Annotated in this window: 23 protein-coding genes, 1 tRNA gene, 2 rRNA genes and 1 pseudogene; 7 read left to right on the plus strand and 20 right to left on the minus strand. The window is 34.3% G+C overall.

Annotated features, from left to right (window positions below; all coding sequences use genetic code 11):
- Window positions 1-769 precede the first annotated feature (769 nt).
- Window positions 770-1,414 carry a fructose-6-phosphate aldolase gene (fsa, locus tag OPR30_RS04970; RefSeq protein WP_007302527.1) on the minus strand — a complete coding sequence of 215 codons (645 nt, stop codon included), beginning with the start codon at window positions 1,412-1,414 and terminating at the stop codon, window positions 770-772.
- Between the two features lie 409 nt (window positions 1,415-1,823).
- Here fsa and OPR30_RS04975 point away from each other — a divergent pair, with 409 nt between their 5' ends.
- Window positions 1,824-4,208, plus strand: a complete 2,385-nt coding sequence (locus OPR30_RS04975) for a coiled-coil domain-containing protein (RefSeq protein WP_265030539.1) — start codon at window positions 1,824-1,826, stop codon at window positions 4,206-4,208.
- A gap of 130 nt (window positions 4,209-4,338) precedes the next feature.
- Here the strand turns inward: OPR30_RS04975 and OPR30_RS04980 are convergent, their stop codons facing one another.
- From OPR30_RS04980 to pstC, 3 genes are all read right to left on the minus strand, one after another.
- Window positions 4,339-4,680, minus strand: a complete 342-nt coding sequence (locus OPR30_RS04980; protein ID WP_012482002.1) for a F0F1 ATP synthase subunit epsilon — start codon at window positions 4,678-4,680, stop codon at window positions 4,339-4,341.
- Between the two features lie 5 nt (window positions 4,681-4,685).
- On the minus strand, window positions 4,686-6,122 hold the full coding sequence (gene atpD / locus OPR30_RS04985; protein ID WP_264374808.1) for a F0F1 ATP synthase subunit beta: 1,437 nt from the start codon (window positions 6,120-6,122) through the stop codon (window positions 4,686-4,688).
- A 95-nt stretch (window positions 6,123-6,217) separates the two neighbouring features.
- Window positions 6,218-7,306 carry a phosphate ABC transporter permease subunit PstC gene (pstC, locus tag OPR30_RS04990; RefSeq protein WP_265030540.1) on the minus strand — a complete coding sequence of 363 codons (1,089 nt, stop codon included), beginning with the start codon at window positions 7,304-7,306 and terminating at the stop codon, window positions 6,218-6,220.
- A gap of 107 nt (window positions 7,307-7,413) precedes the next feature.
- Between pstC and rpmH the strand changes: the two genes are divergently transcribed.
- The 3 genes from rpmH to OPR30_RS05005 all read left to right on the plus strand — a co-directional run bounded on the left by rpmH (window position 7,414) and on the right by OPR30_RS05005 (window position 8,192).
- Window positions 7,414-7,548, plus strand: coding sequence for a 50S ribosomal protein L34 (gene rpmH / locus OPR30_RS04995; RefSeq protein WP_010404613.1), 135 nt, complete (start codon window positions 7,414-7,416; stop codon window positions 7,546-7,548).
- Window positions 7,532-7,909: a ribonuclease P protein component gene (rnpA, locus tag OPR30_RS05000; RefSeq protein ID WP_080589533.1), complete on the plus strand. Its 378-nt coding sequence runs from the start codon at window positions 7,532-7,534 to the stop codon at window positions 7,907-7,909. Before rpmH ends, rnpA begins: the two co-directional genes overlap by 17 nt.
- A 73-nt stretch (window positions 7,910-7,982) precedes the next feature.
- On the plus strand, window positions 7,983-8,192 hold the full coding sequence (locus tag OPR30_RS05005; RefSeq protein WP_264374615.1) for a hypothetical protein: 210 nt from the start codon (window positions 7,983-7,985) through the stop codon (window positions 8,190-8,192).
- A 32-nt stretch (window positions 8,193-8,224) separates the two neighbouring features.
- Here the strand turns inward: OPR30_RS05005 and OPR30_RS05010 are convergent.
- The 3 genes and pseudogenes from OPR30_RS05010 to OPR30_RS05020 form a co-directional block, all read right to left on the minus strand.
- A pseudogene (locus tag OPR30_RS05010) lies at window positions 8,225-9,035 on the minus strand (IS66 family transposase); the annotation flags it as partial.
- A 191-nt stretch (window positions 9,036-9,226) separates the two neighbouring features.
- Window positions 9,227-9,333: ribosomal RNA gene (gene rrf / locus OPR30_RS05015) — 5S ribosomal RNA — on the minus strand.
- Window positions 9,334-9,400: 67 nt separating this feature from the next.
- A 23S ribosomal RNA gene (locus OPR30_RS05020) occupies window positions 9,401-12,165 on the minus strand.
- A 331-nt stretch (window positions 12,166-12,496) separates the two neighbouring features.
- Between OPR30_RS05020 and OPR30_RS05025 the strand changes: the two genes are divergently transcribed.
- Genes OPR30_RS05025 through ruvX form a run of 3 tightly spaced genes read left to right on the plus strand, consistent with a single transcriptional unit; the run spans window position 12,497 to window position 15,925 of the window.
- A complete protein-coding gene (locus tag OPR30_RS05025) occupies window positions 12,497-13,567 on the plus strand; it encodes a methyltransferase domain-containing protein (protein ID WP_265030541.1) in 1,071 nt (356 codons plus the stop codon).
- Window positions 13,568-13,615: 48 nt separating this feature from the next.
- Window positions 13,616-15,400 (plus strand): ribonucleoside-diphosphate reductase subunit alpha, encoded by a 1,785-nt coding sequence (locus OPR30_RS05030; protein ID WP_265030542.1) that lies wholly within the window; start codon window positions 13,616-13,618, stop codon window positions 15,398-15,400.
- Window positions 15,401-15,457: 57 nt separating this feature from the next.
- Window positions 15,458-15,925 (plus strand): Holliday junction resolvase RuvX, encoded by a 468-nt coding sequence (ruvX, locus tag OPR30_RS05035; RefSeq protein WP_010404588.1) that lies wholly within the window; start codon window positions 15,458-15,460, stop codon window positions 15,923-15,925.
- A gap of 25 nt (window positions 15,926-15,950) precedes the next feature.
- On the opposite strand, the gene ruvC is transcribed toward ruvX, so the two are convergent.
- From ruvC to pheS, 13 genes are all read right to left on the minus strand, one after another.
- Complete coding sequence (ruvC, locus tag OPR30_RS05040) at window positions 15,951-16,439, minus strand: crossover junction endodeoxyribonuclease RuvC (protein WP_010404586.1); 489 nt, start codon at window positions 16,437-16,439, stop codon at window positions 15,951-15,953.
- Entirely contained in the window at window positions 16,440-17,267 is an 828-nt protein-coding gene (locus tag OPR30_RS05045; protein ID WP_264374611.1) for a cytochrome c oxidase subunit 3, read from the minus strand.
- A 47-nt stretch (window positions 17,268-17,314) separates the two neighbouring features.
- Entirely contained in the window at window positions 17,315-17,974 is a 660-nt protein-coding gene (locus OPR30_RS05050) for a TenA family protein (RefSeq protein WP_265030543.1), read from the minus strand.
- A 39-nt stretch (window positions 17,975-18,013) separates the two neighbouring features.
- Window positions 18,014-18,679, minus strand: coding sequence for a TenA family protein (locus tag OPR30_RS05055; protein ID WP_265030544.1), 666 nt, complete (start codon window positions 18,677-18,679; stop codon window positions 18,014-18,016).
- 110 nt (window positions 18,680-18,789) lie between these two features.
- A complete protein-coding gene (gene metK, locus OPR30_RS05060) occupies window positions 18,790-19,956 on the minus strand; it encodes a methionine adenosyltransferase (RefSeq protein WP_265030545.1) in 1,167 nt (388 codons plus the stop codon).
- 39 nt (window positions 19,957-19,995) lie between these two features.
- A tRNA-Ile gene (locus OPR30_RS05065) sits at window positions 19,996-20,072 on the minus strand.
- A gap of 8 nt (window positions 20,073-20,080) precedes the next feature.
- Entirely contained in the window at window positions 20,081-20,350 is a 270-nt protein-coding gene (rpmA, locus tag OPR30_RS05070; RefSeq protein WP_265014810.1) for a 50S ribosomal protein L27, read from the minus strand.
- Between the two features lie 10 nt (window positions 20,351-20,360).
- Window positions 20,361-20,663 carry a 50S ribosomal protein L21 gene (gene rplU / locus OPR30_RS05075; protein WP_015588327.1) on the minus strand — a complete coding sequence of 101 codons (303 nt, stop codon included), beginning with the start codon at window positions 20,661-20,663 and terminating at the stop codon, window positions 20,361-20,363.
- Between the two features lie 218 nt (window positions 20,664-20,881).
- Window positions 20,882-21,346: a P44/Msp2 family outer membrane protein gene (locus tag OPR30_RS05080; protein ID WP_265030546.1), complete on the minus strand. Its 465-nt coding sequence runs from the start codon at window positions 21,344-21,346 to the stop codon at window positions 20,882-20,884.
- A 234-nt stretch (window positions 21,347-21,580) separates the two neighbouring features.
- Complete coding sequence (locus OPR30_RS05085; protein ID WP_007302508.1) at window positions 21,581-22,051, minus strand: P44/Msp2 family outer membrane protein; 471 nt, start codon at window positions 22,049-22,051, stop codon at window positions 21,581-21,583.
- A gap of 235 nt (window positions 22,052-22,286) precedes the next feature.
- The gene (locus OPR30_RS05090; protein WP_265030547.1) at window positions 22,287-22,847 is read right to left on the minus strand and encodes a P44/Msp2 family outer membrane protein; all 561 of its coding nucleotides are present in this window, start codon (window positions 22,845-22,847) and stop codon (window positions 22,287-22,289) included.
- Window positions 22,848-22,907: 60 nt separating this feature from the next.
- A complete protein-coding gene (locus OPR30_RS05095) occupies window positions 22,908-24,143 on the minus strand; it encodes an NTP transferase domain-containing protein (protein ID WP_265030548.1) in 1,236 nt (411 codons plus the stop codon).
- Window positions 24,144-25,187 (minus strand): phenylalanine--tRNA ligase subunit alpha, encoded by a 1,044-nt coding sequence (pheS, locus tag OPR30_RS05100; protein ID WP_265030549.1) that lies wholly within the window; start codon window positions 25,185-25,187, stop codon window positions 24,144-24,146.
- Window positions 25,188-25,202 lie beyond the last annotated feature (15 nt).

Genomic DNA, 25,202 nt, shown 5'->3' on the forward strand with positions numbered 1-25,202 from the left:
TGTTTATAAATTTTTAGATGCATGGCTAACGTATAAACACTGAAATCAGCACTTCCTTTCTTGTTATCCTAGTAATGGCTTCCATCATCAAAAATGTTGTATTAATTTTATACTCGTAAATCTAACTGGATTCCAGTGCTGGAATGACATTACCTTGAATGGAAATCGGTGCGTGATGTACATCTGTATAGAGATTAAATATGTCATTCAGTTTGTTATCATTTTAGTACTGCCATTCTATAGGTAACAGCTGTACCTGGAGCTCCTCTCTTGTCATTCCAGCACTGGAATCCAGAAAACTTAATTTCAAACCAGTACTTTCCCTCTTTTCATCCCAATTTCCAAAATGTTACTCCAGTACTGAAATCCAGCTTTTTTATAACTATCGAAAACACTGTATTACTTTACAAATTTAACTAGATATAATTACTGGCATGGCACGTTCGTAAAATTACGATAAAAAATTACTTGACAAACTCTAATAGTTTTGTTACCATGCACAGTGAAGGTGTTCTAGAGCTCGGAATCTATCTTCGTCTGCAGACTTTTCAATTCAATTAATCTATAATCTTCAGTTAAAATATATTTTAGCTATACTTCGGTCGTAGCTGTATACATTTTTCTCAATCTTTTTTATTAGTGGAGGACTATCATGTTTAAAACACTGAATTACGCATATCATTGACCTACATGTCTTTAAAGGACAGATGGTACCTATGTCCTTTTTATATAAATTATTGTGTTTTTATGTCTTTTTTAGCAATGTCATTTATTGTTTTACGCCCCAGTCTTTTTCAAATATTGCGAGCCCTTGATCAGTAAGTGGATGATTAATTAACTGTCTAAGTATTTTTGCTGGCACAGTAATTGAATGAGCACCAAGCCGTGCAGCTTCTATTACATGTGCTGGACTTCTTACTGATGCAACAAGAACTTTTGTCTTAAAATTATAATTAGAATATATAGTGCATATATCTTCTATTAGCGATAAGCCATCATAGCTTATATCATCAAGGCGACCAACAAAGGGAGAAATAAAACAAGCACCGGCCTTAGCGGCAAACAGTGCTTGTCCAGGAGAAAAACATAATGTAATGTTAGCAGGTATTTTATGTTCTGTCCACAACTTTTTACAAGAAATTAATCCTTCATGTGTAAGAGGTAACTTTACTACGATATTACTAGCGATTTTCGCTAACTTAAGGCCTTCCTTAACCATATCTTCATGGCTATCTGCAACAACTTCAACACTAACAGGCCCTTTTATAATAGAGCATATTTCGCTTACTAAATCTTCGTACTTATCTTTATGTCCAGATTTTGCTATTAAAGAAGGATTAGTTGTTATGCCATCAATGAACTCTTTTAGCTCCTTAATTTCATTCAAATCAACACTATCAAGAAAAATTTCCATATTATTGTCCTATTAAAAACCTATTTTTACAAAATATTGTCATCTTTGAAAAGTATTAAATAAAATCGGATTTTTAACTCAACTCAATTTTCAGTCCTTTAGGAAAGAAAATATTGCACTGAGACACAGTATAGCGCTTTCCTTAATTGGTTGCATTTTATTAACAAAATTAGCATAACCAATTTCTGAAGTTTACTAGCTTTACGTTCAATAGAAATTCTTGCATAGCCTAAAACTTAGTGCTACTATTAGTATAGTAACACAAATAGGTAGTGAGGAACAATAAACAAAATGACTAAGTTCGAGTTTAACGCTCGCAATTAAATTCAACTAAAAAGGTTAATATAAAAGGAGTTAATCACTCCTAAAGTAAATATATTATCAGAACAATAGTAACAAGGGGTATACTATGTCAACAAATTTCCCGACATTGAAAAACATATTAGCAGAGCTGAAAAGAAAAAATAGCATTACTGTTTTAGAAGAACATTGTCAGGAAAAATGGGAGGTTTATGACTTGCTCATGGATTTAACAAATGATGAAAATTTTAAGCAAGCATATATAGATCTATCTTTCAACAAGAGCTTTAAAAAAAACTTTATAGAATTAGCAAATCAGGCAAAAAAAGCTGTAAGTAAGTATTTTAGAGACAAAGACATAGACCTTCGAGCTTTTTATGTAGAAACTAACAATTCTGATAAAGTGTTAAACATTAATCTTATTAATTACAATAGAAGTGAGCCAATAAGAATTAGTGATATCTTACAGCAAGAAAGGGATATTAGCACATTGAATATCTATTGCGATAAAAAGCATGACATATACGCTTACCGAAAAGGTAAGGAAAGACATTATGAATTTAAAGAGGGTGCATATTATGAAATGACAAGCACTTGGCCTGTGCAGGACAAGGATGGGAAAACTTTTACCTGTACTATGGTTATGAATGTAAGTAATTCTGGTATAGCTAAAGTACTACAGTTTAATGGTAAAGATTTTGAATCGCCACCTGAGGAGTTTTTGGAATTAATAAGACAAAATGAAGAATTATATATTCAAGACCTCTCTCTACATGATGCTGTAAAAGCATTATTGAAAAAGAACAAAAATGCTAACATTGCACCGGCTGTTAGTAATCTGCAAAATAACGAACATATCGTAATCAATCAAGACGAAAAGATGAAAGATCTTGAAAATGATGCTAAAAGCAATCCTATTCTTTCTTTCACTAGCAACAATGTATCAGAGGTTAATCCACAGCAGATTGCAACTCAGGCAATTGCAACTCAAACAGAAGTTAATTCACAACAACTAGATCAAAAGCTTACAAAAGCTGAGCAAGAAATTAGAGAATTAAATGAGCAGAGGAACGAATTACGATATAGGTTCGACAAGGCTGAACAAGAACTTGAAGAGTTAGAAAAGCACAATAGTGACTTACAGAATGAACTTGGAGAAGAAAAGCAAGAAAATGCAAAATTACAAACTGAACTGACACAAAAAAATGAAAAACTAGCAAATATGTCAACAGAGCTGCAAGAAAGAGCGCAAAAACTTGAGAGAGTGTATGAAGAAGAAAAAGAAGATCTAAAGAAGAGGCTGGAAGTTGCTAATGTAGAAAAAGAAGAGTTGACAAGTGAGGTAAGAAAATTGCAAGAGGAATTAGACCAGCTGTTAAGTAATTGCATAATAAAGCAAAAAAAATCAGAACAGGAACTCATGGAGGCTAAGCAAGAAATTGAAGCATTAGAGAAGTGCAATAGTGATTTACAGAATAAACTTGAAGAAGAAAAGCAAAAAAACGTAAAATTGCAAATTGGACTAACACAAAAAGATGAGAAGCTAGAAAATATATCAACAGAGCTGCAAGGGAAAATACAAGAACTTGAAGGTGCATATGAAGAAAAGAAAGACCTGAAGAAAAAGTTGGAAATTGCTAATGCAGAACGAGAGAAACTGAAAGGTGAAGTGAATAAATTAGAAGAAGATGCAAGTGAAAATGAAAAGGAAGTAGAACGCATGAGAGATGAACACAGTAAATCGTTAATGAATTTAAAATCTCAAATGCAAAGCTTAGATGATAAGCAAAACACAAATCTGGAATCTTATAAACAAGAGGTAGATCAGCTAAAGTGGAAATATGAAGAGTTAAAGAACGAGGTAGAGCTTAAAAATAAGCAGATTAAGAGTCAAGAAGAACAGTTACGGCAGGATGAACGTTTAACGAATTTAAAACCTCAAATGCAAAATTTGCAAAGTGAGCATAACGCACATTTAGAATCTGATGAACAAGAGGTAAGTGAGCTAGAGTGGGATGAAAAGTGGGATTTTAAATCGTCAGAGGGAGAGCTAGAGACTAAAGATGAGCAAATTGAGAGGCAAAGAGAACAGTTACGGCAGGAGATGGAAGAAGAAATAATGGATCAATACCGTTCATTTATAGAACCAAAGTTTGAAGAGTATGAGAATGAGATTGAAATATTGAAAGAAAAGATTAAAGATATGGAAATTGAAAGAATAACGGGAGAAAGAGAAGAGCTAAACGGTAAAGAGCAACATCTAAATAACCAAGTAGAAATGTTAAGTACAGAGATTTCTCAACAGGAACCTTTGAACAATCGTGCAAAAATATCTGATCAGCTTGTAGGGGAAGTTGATAATGCAGAAAGAAAATCTAGATCTTCAAGCTCTGATAGTGCATTTTATAGTGATGATGATTGCTGTAATTCACTTCTAGACTTAATCAGCAGTCCCTCAAAGGTGTGTAGCCAAAGTCAGCGTGGAAATGTTTAAAGATGCACATGAGACCAGCGGCTTCTTTATTCAAGTAGCCCCTCTTGTCATCCGAGTTGTGTGTCAGCTACTTGAACGACAAACATTGAGATGACAAGAGTAGACTTATTTCTTGAACAAAAAAGAGCCCCTAAAGAGATTTGACATCAAGATAACTTAAATATATACCAACTCTCTTATCTTTTAATGATTCCTCATCATGAGTCAAATGATCAAAAACCTGAATTTGATTCGTTATAATGCTACAATTATTATTTGCAACCTCTAATATACCATTATCAATTACAACTTTTTCCTTTGTCTGGTTACTCATTTGAGCAGTAATTATACCAGGCAATAAATAAATTAAGTAAGGAGAATGGTAAGCTAAAATCACTAGCTCTCCTTCAAGCCCATTCACTGAAAGCGAAACCACTTCATCGAATGAAATTCGATTATCAGGAGAAAAAAATTGCACCTTAAAAGTGTTCATAATCTTTAATGTCCGGCTCCAACTTCAGCTTTTATTGATTCAGCCTTTTCTATTGCTTCACTTATACTTCCCACCATATAAAAAGCAGCTTCTGGCAGATGATCATATTTACCTTCAATAATTCCTTTAAAACTAGAAATAGTATCAGAAAGTGAAACAAATTTGCCAGACATGCCAGTAAATACCTCCGCAACATGAAAAGGTTGAGAAAGAAACTTCTGAATTTTACGAGCTCTATCAACAATAATTTTATCTTCATCAGATAGTTCATCCATACCAAGTATTGCGATAATATCTTGCAGCGACTTATAAGTTTGCAATATACGTTTCACTTCAGAAGCCACATTATAATGCTCTTCACCAATGATTTCAGCAGATAAAGACTGAGAAGTTGAGTCAAGTGGATCAACAGCAGGATATATACCCATTTCAGCTATCTGCCTTGACAACACTGTGGTTGCATCAAGATGAGAGAATGTAGTTGCTGGAGCTGGATCGGTCAAATCGTCTGCAGGAACATATATAGCCTGTACAGAAGTAATAGAACCAGCAGTAGTTGAGGCTATTCTCTCTTGCATAGCGCCCATATCAGTCGCAAGAGTTGGCTGATAACCAACAGCCGACGGTATTCTTCCAAGCAAAGCAGAAATTTCAGAGCCAGCTTGAGTAAAACGGAAGATATTATCTACAAAAAATAGAACATCTTGATTTTCATGATCACGAAAATACTCCGCCATAGTTAGTGCTGTTAAAGCAACCCTAGCCCTTGCTCCAGGAGGTTCATTCATTTGACCATAAACCAAAACGGCTTGAGATTTTTCGTGCTCATTTATATCTATTACATTCGAAGTAATCATCTCGTTATAAAGATCATTACCTTCACGCGTTCTCTCTCCTACTCCAGCAAACACAGAAAATCCTTTATGAGCTTTTGCTATGTTGTTAATCAGCTCCATTATCAGAACTGTTTTACCAACACCAGCTCCACCAAATAAGCCAATTTTTCCTCCTTTAAGATAAGGAGCAAGAAGATCTATAACCTTTATTCCTGTAACTAAAACTTCTTCCTGTATCTTCTGCTCAGTAAAACTTGGAGGTGATCTATGTATAGGTTCTAAATTATACTTTCCTTTTAGCGGACCACACTCATCTATAAGCTCTCCTACAACATTAAAAATCCTTCCTAAAGTTGAGCGTCCAACCGGAACTGATATTGGTGCACCTGTATCAACAAACTCATCACCTCTTGACATACCATCTGTGCTATCCATAGCAATACAACGAACTACATTGTCACCTATATGTTGTGAAACCTCTAAAACTAGCTCCTTGCCCTTACATTTTAGTTTGCTTTTTAAAGCATTAAATATCTTAGGCAACCCGTCTTCAAATTTTAAATCAACAACTGCTTGAGTTATTTTAACTACTTTACCTGTACTCATCTCTTTCATCACCTAACACTAAATTCTATAAAAGAACTTCTAAAGAAAATAAATCCTATATTATTAACAGAAATTTTGCAATATTAAAACACTTACTAGTTACGTTTCATTATAAATAGTGCAAATGCATTTAATAGCCAAGTAATAACAAACAGCACCAAACTAAGCGCATAAGCAGCAAGAGTTTGCACACTATTGAAATCCTGATCTCCGGTAAGTAATGTAGCAATTTGTACAGTGATAGTAGTAACTGAATTGAGAGGATTAAAGGTCAAATTTGCATTGATTCCCACAGCCATTAGTACAATCATTGTTTCACCTATCACTCTTGAAATTGATAATAAAATTGCACTTAAAATTGTAGGCATTGCATAAGGTATTGTTATATGCCATATAGTTTCCGCTGGAGTTGCACCAAGCGCCATAAAACCATAACGCAAACTTTTTGGAACAGATCTTATAGCATCTTCAAGCAAAGAAATAATAAAAGGAAGAATCATTACCCCGATCGATAAACCAGCAATCAAAGCACTTTCTGAGTGTATACTTAAATTAAAAAAATTTGCTACCTGCTTTATAAAAAAAGACAAAAATACAACTGAGAAGTATCCATATACAACAGTAGGAATAGCAGACAAAACCTGTAAGGCTGTATTAATAACATAACGCACTTTTTCACTCGCATACTCACTAATATATATTGCAGAAAATAAACCAAGCGGCACCGCAACTAACATTGCTACAATAGTTATAAGTAATGTCCCCACTAAAAGTGGCGCTATACCAAAACATCCCACCTCTCCTTCGCCAATAATAGCTACATTATGCTTCCATTTTAAGCAAAATAAGAATTCTGAAATAGCTACTTTATTAAAAAAAGAAATGGACTGAACAAAAATAGATAGCATTATAAATAAAGTGATAAAAAGTGATATTGCTAAAGCCATAAATAACAAAAATTTTACCATCTTATTTCTTTTACCTTTAAAGATAAAAATCAGCATAAAAAAAAGTAACGCTATAGAAATAGAAGTTATAAAATAACCATCATAGAATGCTAACAAACAAGGTAGCATCCACATACAACTCAAATATATATAAGACTTAACTTTACTTACTGCTTGAAACTTACTCAAATAAAATAAAAGGATTAGTAAAACAGGTACGCCTATAATTAAATTCATTTTTCCATATATCAAATTTTATTCAATAAGAATGCCATAGAAGTTGACCATTATTTGACAATAGAGAAAAATAATTTAAAATAAATAGTTATATTAATATAAAAACAATGAAAAGAACATTTCAACCAAAAAATTTAAAAAAAAAGCACAAACATGGATTTCGTTCACGTATGTCAACAAAAGCTGGAAGAAAAATTCTTAATAAGCGTCGCTCATTAGGGTGTAATAAATTATGCGCATAGTAAGCATAAAAAAAAAGAGTTTTCCTTTGCTTTTAAAAACAGATTAGCACCTGACAGTCTTTTTTATCGAGGGGTATATATATCACTATATGCTATAAAAGAAAGAGAACCTGAAAAGTATATTCATGTTATTAGAGTAGGTCTGGCTATCAGTAAAAAAGTCGGAAAAGCAGCAAAAAGAAATAAAATAAAAAGGCAATTACGAATGCTAGCTAAAGTTAGCATTTCTAATATAAGTAATGTAGGATACTATTACATAATACTAACCCATAAAAACATTATGCAAGCAGGCTATAAAAATTTACAAAAAGACCTCAATATTTGCTTAAAGAAAGATAAAATAAGAAGAAATTTTCACTAAAGTATTTACAGATATATTTTTTATGATAAGATAAGTAAACTTTTTAAAATAAATTAATAGATGTGGGTGCTTGATGGTAGAGAGTATAAGAAAAGAAGATAAAAAGCTCGATACAAATAATGCTGAAGAGAGTTTTTATGAATATAGAAAGTCTAGCTATCGTACACAATGGGGAATGGCATTTGAACAAAGCCAATACTTAGAACAAAATAAGGATAATCCTAGAGGGAAGTTGCTAAATTTAAATATAGAAGCAACTTATTACAATAAGAGAATAGTTTGATAAAAGTAAAAGTATCCGTTCAAGGGAGTGGTTCAAGAAACGATAGGCAGGGGATTGTATAGTTCTCTTTGTTTCCATGTTAAGTATAATGAAATTATCCTTTCAAATTCCTAGCTCTGATTACGTAAAATATGAGCTTTTACAGTAAATGATATAATGCCTAATTTGCTGTTCAGCGCGATAGTGGAATACTTTCTGGTTTACTTAAAAAATTTCACACCATTCTTTCAGATTTTAAAATATTTTTCGCAACTTGAAAAGCTCCAGTTGCTTCAGATAGGTAGCTTCAAGTAATACCTTATACGTTTTGCAACTTTCTTACACTTCTGTTTCATTTTTTAATAAAGCTTTTTTTAGCATAAATAATTCAGTGGATGCGTTTTTTAAGTAACAGCCCAGAATTTTAACTTCAATAGTCCAGCTATGTTTCAAAGTACCTGTCAGCGACTATTACGATTGCAACATACACTGTCTTTTAAATCTTCTTTCCCTTTAAAACTTGCAGTATTGCTTCAGCACTAACCAAGTTTACCTTTATTATAACACGTTGATGCGCAAAACCTCACTTTTCTTATTCGATTTGCTCATACACCTTTTTGCATTTTGAGGGAATTCTATATTCACTATTTGATACGCTTTCAATTCACATTAAAAACATCACTTATAATTTTCACGTTTTGAATTTTTATAAAATCCACTGAGTGCTACAATTATCACCTAACTATTGGACCAAATGTATCTGCTTTTTGGTAGTTTGCTACTTCTTCTTTCTCCTCATCTCCAACAACTTAATTAATATTCAATTATATAAAGTTTGATTTTCGGAAGATCAATTGTTTGATGATTTGTTAAATGTTGCTATCTCTCCTCCTCATTTGCAAATAGGTGACAAATTCTACTTTTAAATTTTCTACTTTTATTTTAAAGTTTTCGCAAAGTTCTAAAAGATCAGTTATATTACCTCACAGCTACTCTATGTTTACCTTGTTTCATCGCTCTACTGAACAGATATAGATAAAAAGAAATTTTTATAAGCTTGGCAACGACCTACTTTCCCTTTTTAAGTATCATCGGCGCTAAAAAGTTTCACTTCCGAGTTCGAAATGAGATCGGGTGGTTCATTTTTGCTATAGTCACCAAGTCAATAAAAATTTCTGACTTAACAAATTTCAATTTAATATTTAACACTGCATATGCACATATAGAAAGGAAATAAATCAATCAGGCTATTAGTACTAGTTAGCTTCACATGTTACCATGCTTCCACACCTAGCCTATCAACGTGGTAGTCTTCCACGGCCTTAATTGGGAAATCTTTTTGAAGAGGGTTTCTTGCTTATATGCTTTCAGCAATTATCCCATCTATACATAGCTACCCAGCGATGCTATTGGCATAACAGCTGGTACACCAGAGGTATATCCATCTCGGTCCTCTCGTACTAGAGTCAGATCTTCTCAAATTTCCTTCACCCACGGCAGATAGAAACCGAACTGTCTCACGACGTTCTAAACCCAACTCACGTAACACTTTAATCGGCGAACAGCCGAACCCTTGGGACCTTCTCCAGCCCCAGGATGTGATGAGTCGACATCGAGGTGCCAAACGGTGTCGTCGATATGAACTCTCGAACACCATCAGCCTGTTATCCCCGGCGTACCTTTTATCCGTTGAGCGATGACCCTTCCATACAGAATCACCGGATCACTATGACCGACTTTCGTCTCTGCTTGGCTTGTCAGCCTCGCAGTCAGGCAAGCTTATGCCATTGTACTATCAAGCTGATTTCCGACCAGCTCTAGCTTACCTTCGCACGCCTCCGTTACTTTTTAGGAGGCGACCGCCCCAGTCAAACTACCCACCATACAATGTCCTAGTTCCAGATAATGAAACATAGTTAGATATCAAAAGTGTAAAGGGTGGTATCTCAAGGTTGACTCCATTATAGCTAGCGCCATAACTTCAAAGTCTCCCACCTATCCTGCACATCACACTTTTAATAGCAATGTAAAGCTATAGTAAAGGTGCACGGGGTCTCTTCGTCTAACCGCGGGTACCCCGCATCTGCACGGGGAATTCAATTTCGCTGAAGTGATGTTGGAGACAGTGGAGAAATCGTTACGCCATTCGTGCGGGTCGGAACTTACCCGACAAGGAATTTCGCTACCTTAGGACCGTCAGTGTTACGGCCGCCGTTTACTGGGGCTTCAATTCAGAGCTTGCACCCCTCCTATTAACCTTCCAGCACCGGGCAGGCGTCAGACCCTATACTTCCACTTACGTGTTTGCAGAGTCCTGTGTTTTTAGTAAACAGTCGCTACTCCCTATTTTGTGCCACCTACTCATAGTTGCCTAAAAGCAGGTTACCCTTCTTCCGAAGTTACAGGTATAATTTGCCGAGTTCCTTCAACATCATTCTTTCAACACCTTAGTATACTCTACTCATCCACCAGTGTCGGTTTACGGTACGGCCTCATAAATATAAGTGCTATTTCCTGGAGCTTCTTTTAAGCATAGATCAATCCAATAAGACCTATACAAATACAAAACCCGTCACACTTAAGAGGTTTAGGAATATTAACCTAATTGCCATCGACTACTCCTTTACGGACTCGCCTTAGGAACCGACTAACCCTACGCAGATTAACTTAACGTAGGAACCCTTAGATTTTTGGTGAGAGTGTTTTTCACACTCTTTTACGCTACTTATGTCAGCATTCTCACTTCCGATATCTCCAGCAGTTTTCATAAACCGCCTTCACAGACTTACGGAACGCTCCGCTACCGCGCCTATTAATCGAAATCAATAAGCACCCACATCTTCGGTATACAGCTTTAGCCCCGGTACATTTTCGGCGCAGAAAAACTTATTTAGACAAGTGAGCTGTTACGCTTTCTTTAAAGGATGGCTGCTTCCAAGCCAACCTCCTAGCTGTAATGGTTTTTCTACTTCCTTCCCCACTTAGCTGCAATTTTGGGACCTTAGATAGTGATCTGGGCTGTTTCCCTTTCCACCACGGACTTAGCACCCGTAGTGTGTCTGCTGTATAATTAATTGTTGGTATTCGGAGTTTGGTTAGATTTGGTAAGATGATGAATCCCCCTAGTCTATCCAGTGCTCTACCCCCAACAACATACATACAACGCTCTACCTAAATAGATTTCGCGGAGAACCAGCTATTTCCAAGTTTGATTGGCCTTTCACCCCTAATCACAACTCATCCAATAATGTTGCAACATTAACTGGTTCGATCCTTCAGTATGTTTTACCATACCTTCAATCTGGTCATGACTAGATCACTTGGTTTCGGGTCTAATCCATAAAACTAAACGCCCTATTCAGACTTGCTTTCGCTACGCCTACACCTACCGGCTTAAGCTTGCTTCATAGATTAACTCGCTGACCCATTATGCAAAAGGTACGCTGTCACTCTAAATATCAATAAATTGATATAGAGCTCCAACTGTTTGTAAGCACTTGATTTCAGATTCTATTTCACTCCCCTCCCGGGGTTCTTTTCACCTTTCCCTCACGGTACTTGTTCACTATCGGTCGTTAAGGAGTATTTAGGCTTGGAGGATGGTCCCCCCATATTCAAACAGGATTTCACGTGCCCCGCTCTACTCAAGGATTTAAAAACTTTCTATTTATACAGGACTATCACCTTCTATGGTTACCATTTCCAGAGTATTCTAATTCTTATTTTTAAATCACTAGCCTTTTCCGCTTTCGCTCGTCACTACTAACAGAATCTCGGTTGATTTCTTTTCCTTTGGCTACTTAGATATTTCAGTTCACCAAGTTTGCTTTATATACTTAGTATATAATAACTAGCTAAGCTAGTTGGGTTTCCCCATTCGGAAATCTGCGGATCAAAATTTGTTGACAATTTCCCACAGCTTATCGCAGCCTGCCACGTCCTTCATCGCCTCTTAACGCCAAGGCATCCATCAAGTGCTCTTAATAATTTATTTATCTGACTATATGTAGAATATGCAGAGTTAAATATTAACTTACAATTGAATTGAGATTAAATAATCTCTACCATAAAACTTTTCAAACATCTAAAAACTAATCTTTTATATGTTACAATCTGATAAATCATATGTCAACGCCTTTTTACACAAAACATTTACCTATTATTATCAACAACAATATACCAGCAATCTAAAACAGTACAATCTGAGAAATATTCGACAAATTGATATGTACAGAAAAATTAATGAAAAAGATATTTTGTAAGATAAAATGTGTTAAAATTAGTTACCTAAAAATGAAAATGAACATTTGGAGTATTTCTAATGTATGAAAAGTAATCTATCTTTTATAAAAAACTTTGCTTTAAATTGTATATCTAAGCTCACTGGCTTATTAAATATTAAAAAAGTAAAAAATTTCATTATGGATAAATACAATACTCTCCATAAAGAAATTGTAGTGTTTCTTGAAAAATCTAAAAACCTGTTAAATACCAACATTGAAATCGGGTTATATCACTTCTATAAAGGTAATATATCAGATGCAAAGTTAAGATTTTGGTTAATTAGCATATTCTACCCCAATTTACCTATAATCTGGTATAATATTGGAAGATGTCATTTTGCAGTAGGAAATACTAATAAAGCTTATAATTATTTAACAAAGACGCTAAAATTAGATAGTAGTCACAAAGAAGCTTCTTACTACTTAAAAAAAATAACAAACACATCAGATATCGTAGAATTGCCTGAAAATCTCATAAAACAATATTTTGATTACACAGGTGAATATTTTGTTGAGCATTGGCTAATTGCCAAACAATACAGAGGGCATGAACTCGTACACATGATAATTACAAAAGTCTTTAACAACTCCACTTCTAAACTGAATATACTCGACCTTGGTTGCGGTACTGGAATATGTGGTCACTTCCTAAAAATAAGTAATATTAGAAGTCGCATAACAGGAGTTGACATCTCAAATAGAATGCTCAATATTGCAAGAGGATGCCTTATAAAAGGTAAACCTGTTTACGATGAGTTAATACATACAGAAATGAAAGAGTTTCTTAAACAAGAGAAGAACCAGCAGTATGATGTAATTATCTTTGCTGAAGTGCTACACTATCTACATGATTTTCTAGCAGAATTGGAACTAGCAAAAGGATTGACAAACAAAAAAGGGGTTATTGTATGTTTAGTAAGAAGAAAGGAAGGTAAAGGTATTGACTTTGTAAACAAAGGAGATTATTTTCGTCATTCAGAAGATTATATTCAGCATGTTGCAAAAGAAACAAATATGCAAATAAGTCAAATGAGTTACTGTAAAATATATGGCAGTCAGGTTGATGGTATCTTATTTGCATTACAACATCCACAAACAAATTCAACAACTTAATCGAGAAATCGCTCAAATAAATTTCTATATTATCATAAAAGGAGCCTTATGAATTACATTACTATTAATTACGCAAAAGATAGTAAATTAACCGATTTTGGAAAAGCAGTTCTATTGGATAGGTATTTAATAGAAAATGAAAGTTATCAAGATCTCTTTATACGTATTGCTAATTACTATTCTGATGATAGAAAACATGCACAACGTCTTTATGATTACATGAGCAACTTGTGGTTCATGCCTTCAACACCAATACTTAGTAACGGCGGTACCAAAAGAGGATTGCCTATTTCCTGCTTTCTTAATGAAACTGAAGATAGCTTGAAGGGAATAGTTGATCTATGGAATGAAAATGTTTGGCTCGCTGCACGTGGTGGTGGAATAGGTAGTTATTGGGGAAATTTACGTTCAATTGGTGAAAGTGTCAAAGGTAGCGGTAAAACATCAGGAATTGTGCCATTTATCGTAGTACAAAACGCTCTGACGCTTGCAATCAGCCAAGGATCCTTAAGAAGAGGAAGCTCAGCAGTTTATCTTCCTGTATGGCATCCAGAAATAGAAGAGTTTCTAGATTTACGTAAGCCAACTGGTGGTGACCCAAATCGCAAAGCATTAAATATACATCATGCTGTAATAGTAACAGATAAGTTTATGCAAGCTGTTGAAGATGATCAAGAATGGGATTTAATAAGCCCTCATAACAATAAAGTTATTTCAACAGTAAAAGCACGGGATATATGGATTAAAATATTAACAGCAAGAGTTGAAACTGGAGAACCTTACATTATTTTCCTTGATGCAACAAATAACAATAAGCCAGAATCTTACAAAAAGCTCAACTTAGACATCAAAATGTCAAACCTATGCAGTGAAATAACTTTAACTACAGGTTACGATCACCTGAAAAAGTCACGCACTGCTGTATGTTGTTTATCATCCGTAAATCTTGAATACTACGAAGAATGGAAAGATAATGAGCTTTTCATAGAAGATATAATGCGTTTTCTTGATAATGTATTAGAGGATTTCATAAACCACGCACCAAATGAAATACAGCGAGCAAAATATTCCGCAATAAGAGAGCGTAGTATCGGTCTTGGTGTGATGGGCTTTCATTCATTTTTACAAAGTAAAATGGTTCCTTTTGAATCAGTAACAGCCCAACAATGGAATAAAAAAATATTTAAGCATTTGCGCGAGCAAGCAGATGTAGTTTCTAAAAAATTAGCAGAAGAAAAAGGGCCATGTCTTGACGCTAAAGAAATCGATCTAATGGAAAGGTTTACACATAAGCTCGCTATTGCTCCAACTGCCTCAATTTCGATTATCGCAGGCAACACTTCTCCTGGAATAGAGCCGTATGCAGCAAACGTATTTATACAGAAGACACTTACAGGTTCATTTGTAGTACGAAATAAATTCTTGCAAAAACTACTAGCAGAAAAAAATCAAGACAATGATGAAACATGGTCCTCAATTTCAACAAATGAGGGTTCTGTTCAGCATTTAGATTTTCTTAGCAAGCATGAAAAACTGACATTTAAAACAGCATACGAACTTGATCAACAATGGATCATAGAACATGCAAGTGATAGAACTCCTTATATTTGTCAATCTCAATCAGTAAATCTGTTCTTACTTGCCAATGTGCATAAACGTTACTTACACAAAATACATATGCTTGCTTGGAAAAAAGGATTAAAAAGCTTGTATTATTGCAGATCACAATCAATGCAGAGAGCTGACAAGGTCTCACATGACATATTCAAAAAAAGTGAAATATTGCAACAAAAAACAGATATTAATTATGATGAATGTCTATCATGCCAGTAGACTGTACATAACTTACTGTCACAAAAATACAATTGTACAAAAGTTATGTTTTCATAGATGCTACATAGAAATCCAGATGAATTTCTAAAGTCTATTCCAAGAGATAAACGTATAATGTGCCTTGATATGGGAGAAAAACAAATAGGCATAGCATTTAGTGATAAAACACAGCTTATAGCTACAGCTCATAGTATATATTATAGAAGAAATATGAGCAAAGATTTAGGTTATCTAAATAGAGTGCTTAAAGAAAATGAAGCTGGATCAATGGTAATAGGACTACCATTCACAATAGATGAACAAGAGACCGAATGGTGCAAAGTAATAATCCAGTTTGCAAATAAAATAATAAAAAAATGCAAAGTACACATATACCTACAAGACGAAAGTCTATCAACATCTCTTGCAACTCACGCACTAAAAATTACTGGAATATCAATCACAAAATCAAAAAAAATAGATGATAAAATTGCTGCATGTATTATTCTACAACAAACATTAGATAAGATAAACGCCATCAAATAGTTTTTTAAACTGAATTCATGTAAAACTACTCAATAAAACAAAAATTTCTCGTATAAGCATGACAAATTGCTGTAGCAAGAGCATCAGCAGTATGGTGACATTTTATATTTGAGCTTTTAACTATTTGCTTGACCATAAATATAATCTGACCCTTATCAGCATGACCATTTCCAGTAATGCTCTTTTTTATATAGTTTGCATCATATTCATTCATGGGTAAATCCGTCATTCGTAATATTAAAATTGCAATTGCTCTTGCATATCCTAAAGTTAGCGAAGATTTTGGATTCTTATTAATAAAAATTTTTTCCACAGCAGCTTCATTTGGAGAGTATAGGAAAATTACTTTCTTTAATTGTTCAAAAATTATATGTAGACGTTCACCTACACCCAATTTACCATCAGTTGATATGGTACCGCCACCCAAAAATTTAATATTATTCTTTTCTTCCAGTCTAATAATGGCCCAACCAGTCTTACTCATCCCTGGATCTAGGCCTATTATTTTAATCACTTAATAAAGGCTTAACCAATAAATAAACAGAAATAAAAATATCCAGACTAGATCGACAAAGTGCCAATACCAAGAAGCAAACTCAAAGCATAAGTGATCTTGAGGTGTAAATTGACCTTTTCGAGCTCTAAATAAGCATACTGACAAAAATATTATTCCTATTATAACATGCACACAATGAAAACCAGTAATCATGTAAAAGTTAGATGTATAAATAAGTTTTTCTCCTGTTTCTCGCAAAGAAAAACTTGCTTCATGATATTCGATTGCTTGCACTATTATAAAGAACATCCCAAGCAATATAGTTATAGACAGCATTTTAATCATGCTTTTTTTATCATTTTCAAGTAAAAAATGATGTGCTGAAGTAATTGTTGTACCAGAAAGCAATAATATTAGTGTATTCATAAATGGTAACGACCACGGATCCGGTGGTAAAATCCCTTCAGGGGGCCATTCAACTTTTTTTGTAGGAGAAAACGCTTCAAATAAAAAAACCGGATCAAGCCAGGCTTTAAAGAATGAACAAAAGAACGCTATAAAAAACACAACTTCCGAGAGGATAAATAAGTACATTGCAAGCTTGAGTCCATGTTTTACAATGGCAGTATGGCATTTATCATAAATTGCTTCTCTTATTACATCTCTCCACCAATAAAACAGCACTCCTGATACCGCAGAGATTCCCAAAACTAAACCAAATATTCCAGAAATTTGTTTATGGAGTGTACCAACTAATCCAAGTGCAAGAACAAGAATTGCTGCTGATATAGCAATTGGCCAGGGACTTGGGTCCACTAAATGAAAATCATGTTCTTTACTTTTCATATCATCTTCAAAAATACGTATTAAGCATACAAATTAGCTTAAAATTGTCAATATTTCTTAGGAAATTGATTAAATCTTGAAAAATTATATGCCCCACTCCAAAAATCCAACTCAAATTGTGCAGTTATTTTAAATAATTCTAGCATTCTGGTTCTTTCACTTTCTCCTACTTTGTTACAATATTCGTCAACAATATCTTCCAAAGCAACACATCCAGATTCCATTAAACTACCGCCAAAAAAATCAAGCCAATCCTTATACCTATTATTTTTTTTAATTTTATTTCTCATATTATCAACAACAATTTTATATATGAAATGGCAAGAGTAAAGAACTGTTACAGCTTCATAAACATCGCTATATGAAGTAGACAAAAGAAAGTTAGTAAAATTGAAACACTCAAGCGACTTTTCTCCACGATTTATGGAATACACAGCAAAGTAGTGGTTGTATAACACTTTCATAATCTCTATTACCCCTTTAGCCACCTCAATAAATGGAACAATGTTGTTACAACTCTCCATTTTTGATGCAATCATTAAAACAGTACGAATATAATCAGCTAAAAAGAATGCATCTTGTTGTATATAAAATTTGAAGTTTTCTATGTTTAAAGTATTATTTGCTAATTCAACATTGAAAGGATGCTCAATAATATCCTTTAAAAGATTTGACCCATAATAGCTCTTAATTATACCACTGAACATCACATAAACTAGAATATAATTTAGTGTTAATACTACAGACTACGCTAGAGAATACATCTCATCCCAAAACAATATTTCTAGCTCTAAACCTCTCTTAAAAAACTCATGCATCCTTCTTTTTTCACAATCGCCAGCTTTCTCATAAAATTTATTCGTAACATTAGTAAACTCATCAATTGCAGCATTCATTGCTTTGCTATTGTAAATATTGACCCATCCTTCGTACTTGCTATTTTTAACCTCATCGGGTGTTAGCTCACTCATCATATTATGTAGAATGATTTGGTATATGTTAAAGCAAGGGTAAGATGCTGATAAAGCTTCAGCAACAGAACTGTGATATGCAGCGCGCATGAAAAAGTCAGTAAAGGCAGAACAGGATCTTGATTTTTTGTGATTATCAGATAAATCACAATCTCCAAAATGTTCTTTATATTGCCTCCGAACATCAAATGTTCCTCTTGCCACATTTATTAAGCTGCTCATTATTTCAATGTCATGAACTTTAGCTGCAATAATCAATAAAGCACGAGTACAGTCCACTAAATATAAAAAATCCTGCTGAAGATAAAATTTGAACTTTTCATAATCTAGCGTATTATTCATCAACTCAACATTGAAAGGATGTCCTTTTATTTTTTCAATAAGACCAGATGATTCTTTTATAGCAATATCATAAAATTCTTCTTTTGGTTTGTCGGACATCTTGTAAGCCTCATAAATATTAAAACTGGTATAATTACTAAAAAGTTACTTACAATTTAATAATAAGTTATTATATCAGTATCAAGCTAGAAATAAAAGAGTTTAATAGTTTAAAGAAATTCTCTCTTTTTTTCTTCTATATTAAATTCTTTACAAAAATCAGTAGATAAGTCCACACCTTCCCAAGAAAATCCACCATCACTTTCTAACTTTTTACCAAAATGCCCATAGCAGGCTGTACGTTTATATATAGGACGATTAAGTGATAAATGTCTTATTATGCCTTTAGTTGATAAATCTATGTTACCTTCAATAAACCCTTTAATCCTCTCTTCATCTATTGTATTCGTGCCAAATGTATCAATGTAAAATGAAGTAGGTTTTGAGACACCAATTGCATAAGAAAGCTGCACAAGACAACGTTCAGCTAAACCTGCAAAGACAATATTTTTAGCAAGGTATCTCGCCATATAAGCTGCGGATCTATCAACTTTTGTTGCATCTTTTCCAGAAAACGCTCCTCCACCGTGTGGAATATAGCCTCCATAAGTATCAACCATAACTTTTCGTCCGGTTAATCCACAATCACCAACTGGTCCACCAATAACAAATCTACCTGTTGGATTGACTAAGAGATTTTCTTTAGGGCACATCCACCCTTCAGGTAAAGATGAAGCTATGTAAGGATAAATTATTTCCTTCACTTTCGATTGACTCAGATCCTCAAGATGCTGTATTGAAACAACAATACTTTCAGCACGCACTGGAAGGTTATTCTCATACGCCAAAGTGATTTGCGATTTTGCATCCGGACCAAACTTTACCTCTTTGAACATACTCATGATATTTCTCAGAATCGAGTGTGCATAAAAAATGGGTGCTGGCATGAGGCTTTCTGTCTCTATTGTTGCATAGCCATACATTATGCCCTGATCCCCAGCACCTTGATCCACACCTATTGCAATGTCATTTGATTGTTCATGTAGTAATATATTTACTTTCACTGTTTCCCAGTGGAAACCATCATGCTCATAACCAATATCTTTTATTGTATTCCGTACAATACTTTCAATCTTGCTATTTTCAATGTTCGGCCCAAATACTTCCCCAGCTATAATAACATTATCTTTAGTAACTAAAGTCTCTATTGCAGTACGAGAGGAAGAGTCATTAAAAAGGTATTCGTCAAGTATTGCATCTGAAATCTGGTCTGCTACTTTGTCTGGATGACCGGCTGCTACTGATTCACTGGTTACTGAATTCTTATGTAAAACCATCGCTTAGTTACACGATATCAAAACTATTGCAAATTTAAATGGTGGGTCTGGGAAGAGTTGAACCTCCGACCTCACGCTTATCAGGCGTGCGCTCTAACCACCTGAGCTACAGACCCGTATCTATTCAAGCCAAGGCTTGCATATCATCTGTAGGCACAACATCAATAAACGTCTTTTTATTTGCTGATTTTCTAAAACTCACCCAGCCTTTCGTTTTAGCAAAAATCGTATGATCTTTACCCATACCAACATTCTTTCCAGGATGAAATTTTGTACCTCTTTGACGTGCAATTATGTTACCTGGAATAACCTCACCATTCTTCTTTATCCCGAGCCGACGCCCTGCCGAATCTCTACCATTACAGGAACTACCACCTGATTTTTTAGTTGCCATATCTTACCTCTTACTTTTGAAGACTAATTTCATTGATACGAAGAACAGTAATATACTGCCTATGACCATTTTTCCTACGGTAATTTTTTCTTCTCTTTTTCTTAAAGATTATAATTTTTTTATCTCTACACTGCTCCAGTACTTCAGCTTTAACAACAGCATTAGATGAACAAGATAAGCCATTACTTGAAACACAAATCACTTTATTGATTTCCACTTCCTCTTTTTCTTCAGCTTGTAATCTTTCTACTTTAATTATGCTGCCTTTTTTTACTAAATACTGCTTTCCACCAGTTTCGATTACTGCAAACATGACAAATATCAATTATTGTTATTAACACTAATCGTAAATGATGTCACACATACTGTCAATATAAATAAAAACATGAAATACTTCTACCTTTATCTGCTTTTCCTCGTGGAGAGTAGTCAAGTTTTAAAACTTGACTACTCTCAAATTCTCTTAGTCTCATGAAAACTTTACGACGTTAATAAAAACTCAAGCTTTCACTAAAAACATTCAATCGGAGCTTATAAATTAAAACTCATTCCAAGTTCAAACCCATGAGAAAAATCACTGAACTTGTGAAGTTTATAGCCAGCGAAAACATTCGTTCTCTCAGAAAGTGGAAGATTAATACCAGCACCTATCTGGTAGGAAAAAAATCCTTCTTGTTTTTGAGACATTGCAATAATGCCTCCTGTGCCAAAAGTAATATAAGGAGTAATATCCGTACTTTCAAATTGATGATGATAATGAAGCTTTGCCATAAGTCCCAACTCTAGTCCAGCAAGGTTATACTGACTATTGAGAATAGGTTTAACTACAGAACCAACCGAAATTTTAACACTATCTGTATAGTGATAACCAAGATCATAATTAACACCAAGATTGCCATATGACGACGAAGTATAGATTCTATCTCTAATCCAATCAACTCCAAAAGACGGTGCTGACAGAGAACAGCAGACTACTAAAGTAAGTAATTTTTTCATTTTCACCCTCTAACCATGAATATACGCATATATACTCACAGAAAAGTTAAAAATTACATAACTTACATAATAAAATTGGAATCACTTTCTTAGCTACTTGCCTTTCTCTTGCAATTGCCAAACTTCTCTTTGTCACATTTTGTTACCTACTGCAATCATCATTTTAGCCTATATCACTTGCTTTTTTTCAAAAAAAATTCAAACCAGACTTCACTAAAAACATTCAATCGGAGCTTACAAATTAAAACTCATTCCAAATTCAACCCCATGCGAAAGTTCATGAAACTTTTGCAGCTTGTAGCCAGCAAAAACACTTGTTCTCTCAGAAAGTGGAAGATTAATACCAGAACCTATTTGATAAGAAAAAAATTCTTCTACGTCTGGCCCTTGATTTTCTGAAAGAGGAATTTTAGCAACTCCTCCTACACCAAAAGTAACATAAGGAGTAATATCTGTATTTTCAAATTTATAATGATAATGAAGCTTTGTCATAAGTCCCGCGTCTAAAATCCCTTCACTCATAACAAGTTTAACTGCAGGACCAAATGAAATTTTAATGCTATCTGTACAATGATAGCCAAGATCATAATTAATACCAAGCATACCATACGACGAAGAGGTGTAGGTTCTATCTTTAACCCAATCAACTCCAAAAGACGGTGCTGACAAAGAACAGCAAGCCAAGAAAGTAAGTAACTTTTTCATTTTTATCCTCCAAAGATTAATATATGCATATACAAGCATATAAATATTAAAAATAGTATAAATTGCAAGTAAAAAATTGGAATTATTTTATTTTTTTTGTTATTTGTCTTTCTCTTGCAATTGCAAATTGGCATATCTTTCACTATCTGCTGCAATCATCATTTGAGTCTACATCACTTACTTTCACTTCAATATAATTTCCCACTAGCCTTTACTAAAAATATTCAATCAGAGTTTATAAATTAAAACTCACTCCTAGCTCAATTCCATGGAAAATTTTATGAAACCTTTGCAATTTGTAGCCAGCAAAAACACTTGTTCTTTCAGAAAGTGGAAGATTAATACCAGAACCTATTTGATAAGAAAAAAATTCATCATTGACTACAGCTTTGAAAGCCTCTCCAAGTAGAGCACTTATGTTTTCACCTATACTATCAGCTCTACCTACATTAGGTTTAGCCTTCATTGTACGCACTATAACAGCACCAACACCAGCAGTAATATAAGGAGTAATACCCGTATTTTCAAATTTATGATGATAATGAAGCTTTGCCATAATCCCCACCACTGCTCCAAATTCTTCATCAAGAGTAGGTTTGATTAGAGAATTAATAATAGGTTTGATTACATAGCCAACTGAAATTTTAACGCTATCTGTATAGTGAAAACCAACGTCATAATTAACACCAAGTCGGCTATATGACAAAGAAGTATAAATTCTATCTTTAATCCAATCAACTCCAAAAGATGGTACTGAAAGAGAACAACAAACCAACAAGGTAAATAATTTTTTCATTTTTATCTAAGATCTCAGCATATGCATATATAAGCATAACCATCAAGAAAAAAATTGGAATTATTTTATTTTTTTAGTTACTTGCCTTTCTCTTGCAATTGCAAGACTTCCCTTTGGCACATCTTTCACTATAACGCTACCTGCTGCAATGACAGAGTCATCATGCACATTAAGCGGTGCAATTAATGAACTATTGGCACCAATAAAACAATTGCTTCCAATATTTGTTCTATGTTTCTTTTTCCCATCATAATTACAAATAACGGTACCTGCACCTATGTTACTCCCCTGCCCTACCTGAGTATTTCCTATATAACTTAAATGCTTTATCTTAGTATTTATACCTATATCACTTGCTTTTGTTTCAACAAAATTACCTATGATTGCACCATCACCTATTGTTGTATTTTCACATTTGGCAAATGGACCAACCCTAACACCAGATCCTATTTTTACTCCAGGACCAAAAAAAACGTATGGGTAAACAATCGAATCCATACCAATTTGCGTATCAAGAGAGAAGAAAACAGTTTCTGGAGCAACAAGCGTTACTCCAGAGTTAGTGAAAAACTTTCTTTTTTCTTCTTGAAAGTAAAACTCGGCCGTTGCAAGGTCATTCCTATTATTTATGCCAGTTGCCTCCTCCTCATCAGCAATAACATAGCCGACATTTAAATTACTCTTTACTGCAATGGAAACGATATCGGTCAAGTAATATTCATGAGCTTGGTTATTAGACTCTATTTTCTCCACCAATTCACGTAGATTCTTTTCACGTGCAACCATTATTCCGGCATTAGCAAGAAATTCCTCATCATTATTTCTACCATTTTGTGCTTCTACGATTTCTCTTAGGGAACCATTCTCAATAATTAGTCTACCGTATCCTTTATTATTAGTTTTAAACCCAAGACAAACTAAAGCATTGCTCTCTCCTAAGCAGCTTATCATTTTAGTTATTGTGCTGCTTTTTATTAGTGGAGTATCCCCATACTGCACAACAACTATATCTGACAATTCTTTCAGGTTTCTCATTGCAATTTTGACTGCATCCCCTGTACCGAGCGTTGACTCTTGTGTAATTAGTTTTATACCCTCAAAGCATTTCAGCCTTTGAGTTAAAGGCAAATCGACTACAATAACTATTTTTTCAGGATTCAGCTGCTTTGCATTGTAAATGACGTGCTCAAGCATGGAGAAATTACCTATTTTGTGCAGAACCTTAGGCAAGCTTGAATTCATTCGTTTACCATGCCCAGCAGCAAGTACAACAAATGTATAAGATTTATTTGTCACTTATCTTAAAGACGAAAAATGAAAACCATAATGGTTGAGCCAACTAACTCTATTGTCGTAAAAGCTCCTTAGATCACTAATTTGATATTTCAGCATTGCTAGCCTTTCTATGCCAATACCGAAAGCAAAACCACTGTATTTAGTATGGTCTATTCCAACATTTTTAAAGACATTTGGATGCACCATACCACATCCAAGTACTTCAATCCATTTACTACCTTTATAACTTATGTCCACTTCTGCAGAAGGCTCAGTAAAAGGAAAAAAACTATTACGAAAGCGTATTTTTAGACCTTTATCTCCGAAAAATTTACTAAGGAAGCGATGAATAGTAAATTTTAATTGGCCCATATTGACATTTTCATTAACATAAAGCCCTTCTATCTGATGAAACATAGGAGTGTGAGTTGCATCAAAGTCATTTCTGTATACCCTGCCTGCAGCCACTATTTTAATTGGAAAAGCTTTTATCTTTTCCATAGTTCTAATCTGCACAGATGAGGTATGAGTGCGCAGCACCATTCTTTTATCGTTTATTTTATTCTTTAAGTAGAAGGTATCTTGCTCCTCTCGCGCAGGATGATGACTTGGAGTATTTAGCGCATCAAACACGTGAAATTCATCTTCAATATCAGGACCATCAACTGCTTTGAAGCCCATATGTGCAAAAATGAGCTTTACTTCACTTATAACTTTGCTCAGTGGATGAATCTTGCCAATTCTTTCTGGTCTGACAGGCAGTGTGATATCAACTGCTTCATTTTGCAGTTTTAACTTAACTTCTTTATCTTTTAGTTCATTTTCTTTGCTTGTTATAAGCTGGTCTATCTTATTGCGTAAAACATTAATCACTGCACCTAGGTCGCGTTTTTCTCCTGCATCATCTATATTCTTTAAGTCATCGAAATAAGCTTTTACTACACCCTTTCTCCCCAAGTATGACAACCTAACTTTTTCTAAATCCTGCAAAGAAGCAGCATTTTCAATCTCAGAAACTGCCTTATCTTCAAGTAAAGGTATTTCACTTATTAGCTCTTTGTTCACCTTAAAAACGCTAGC

It is taken from the genome of Wolbachia endosymbiont (group B) of Athalia cordata (assembly GCF_947251845.1).
Lineage (GTDB): Bacteria > Pseudomonadota > Alphaproteobacteria > Rickettsiales > Anaplasmataceae > Wolbachia.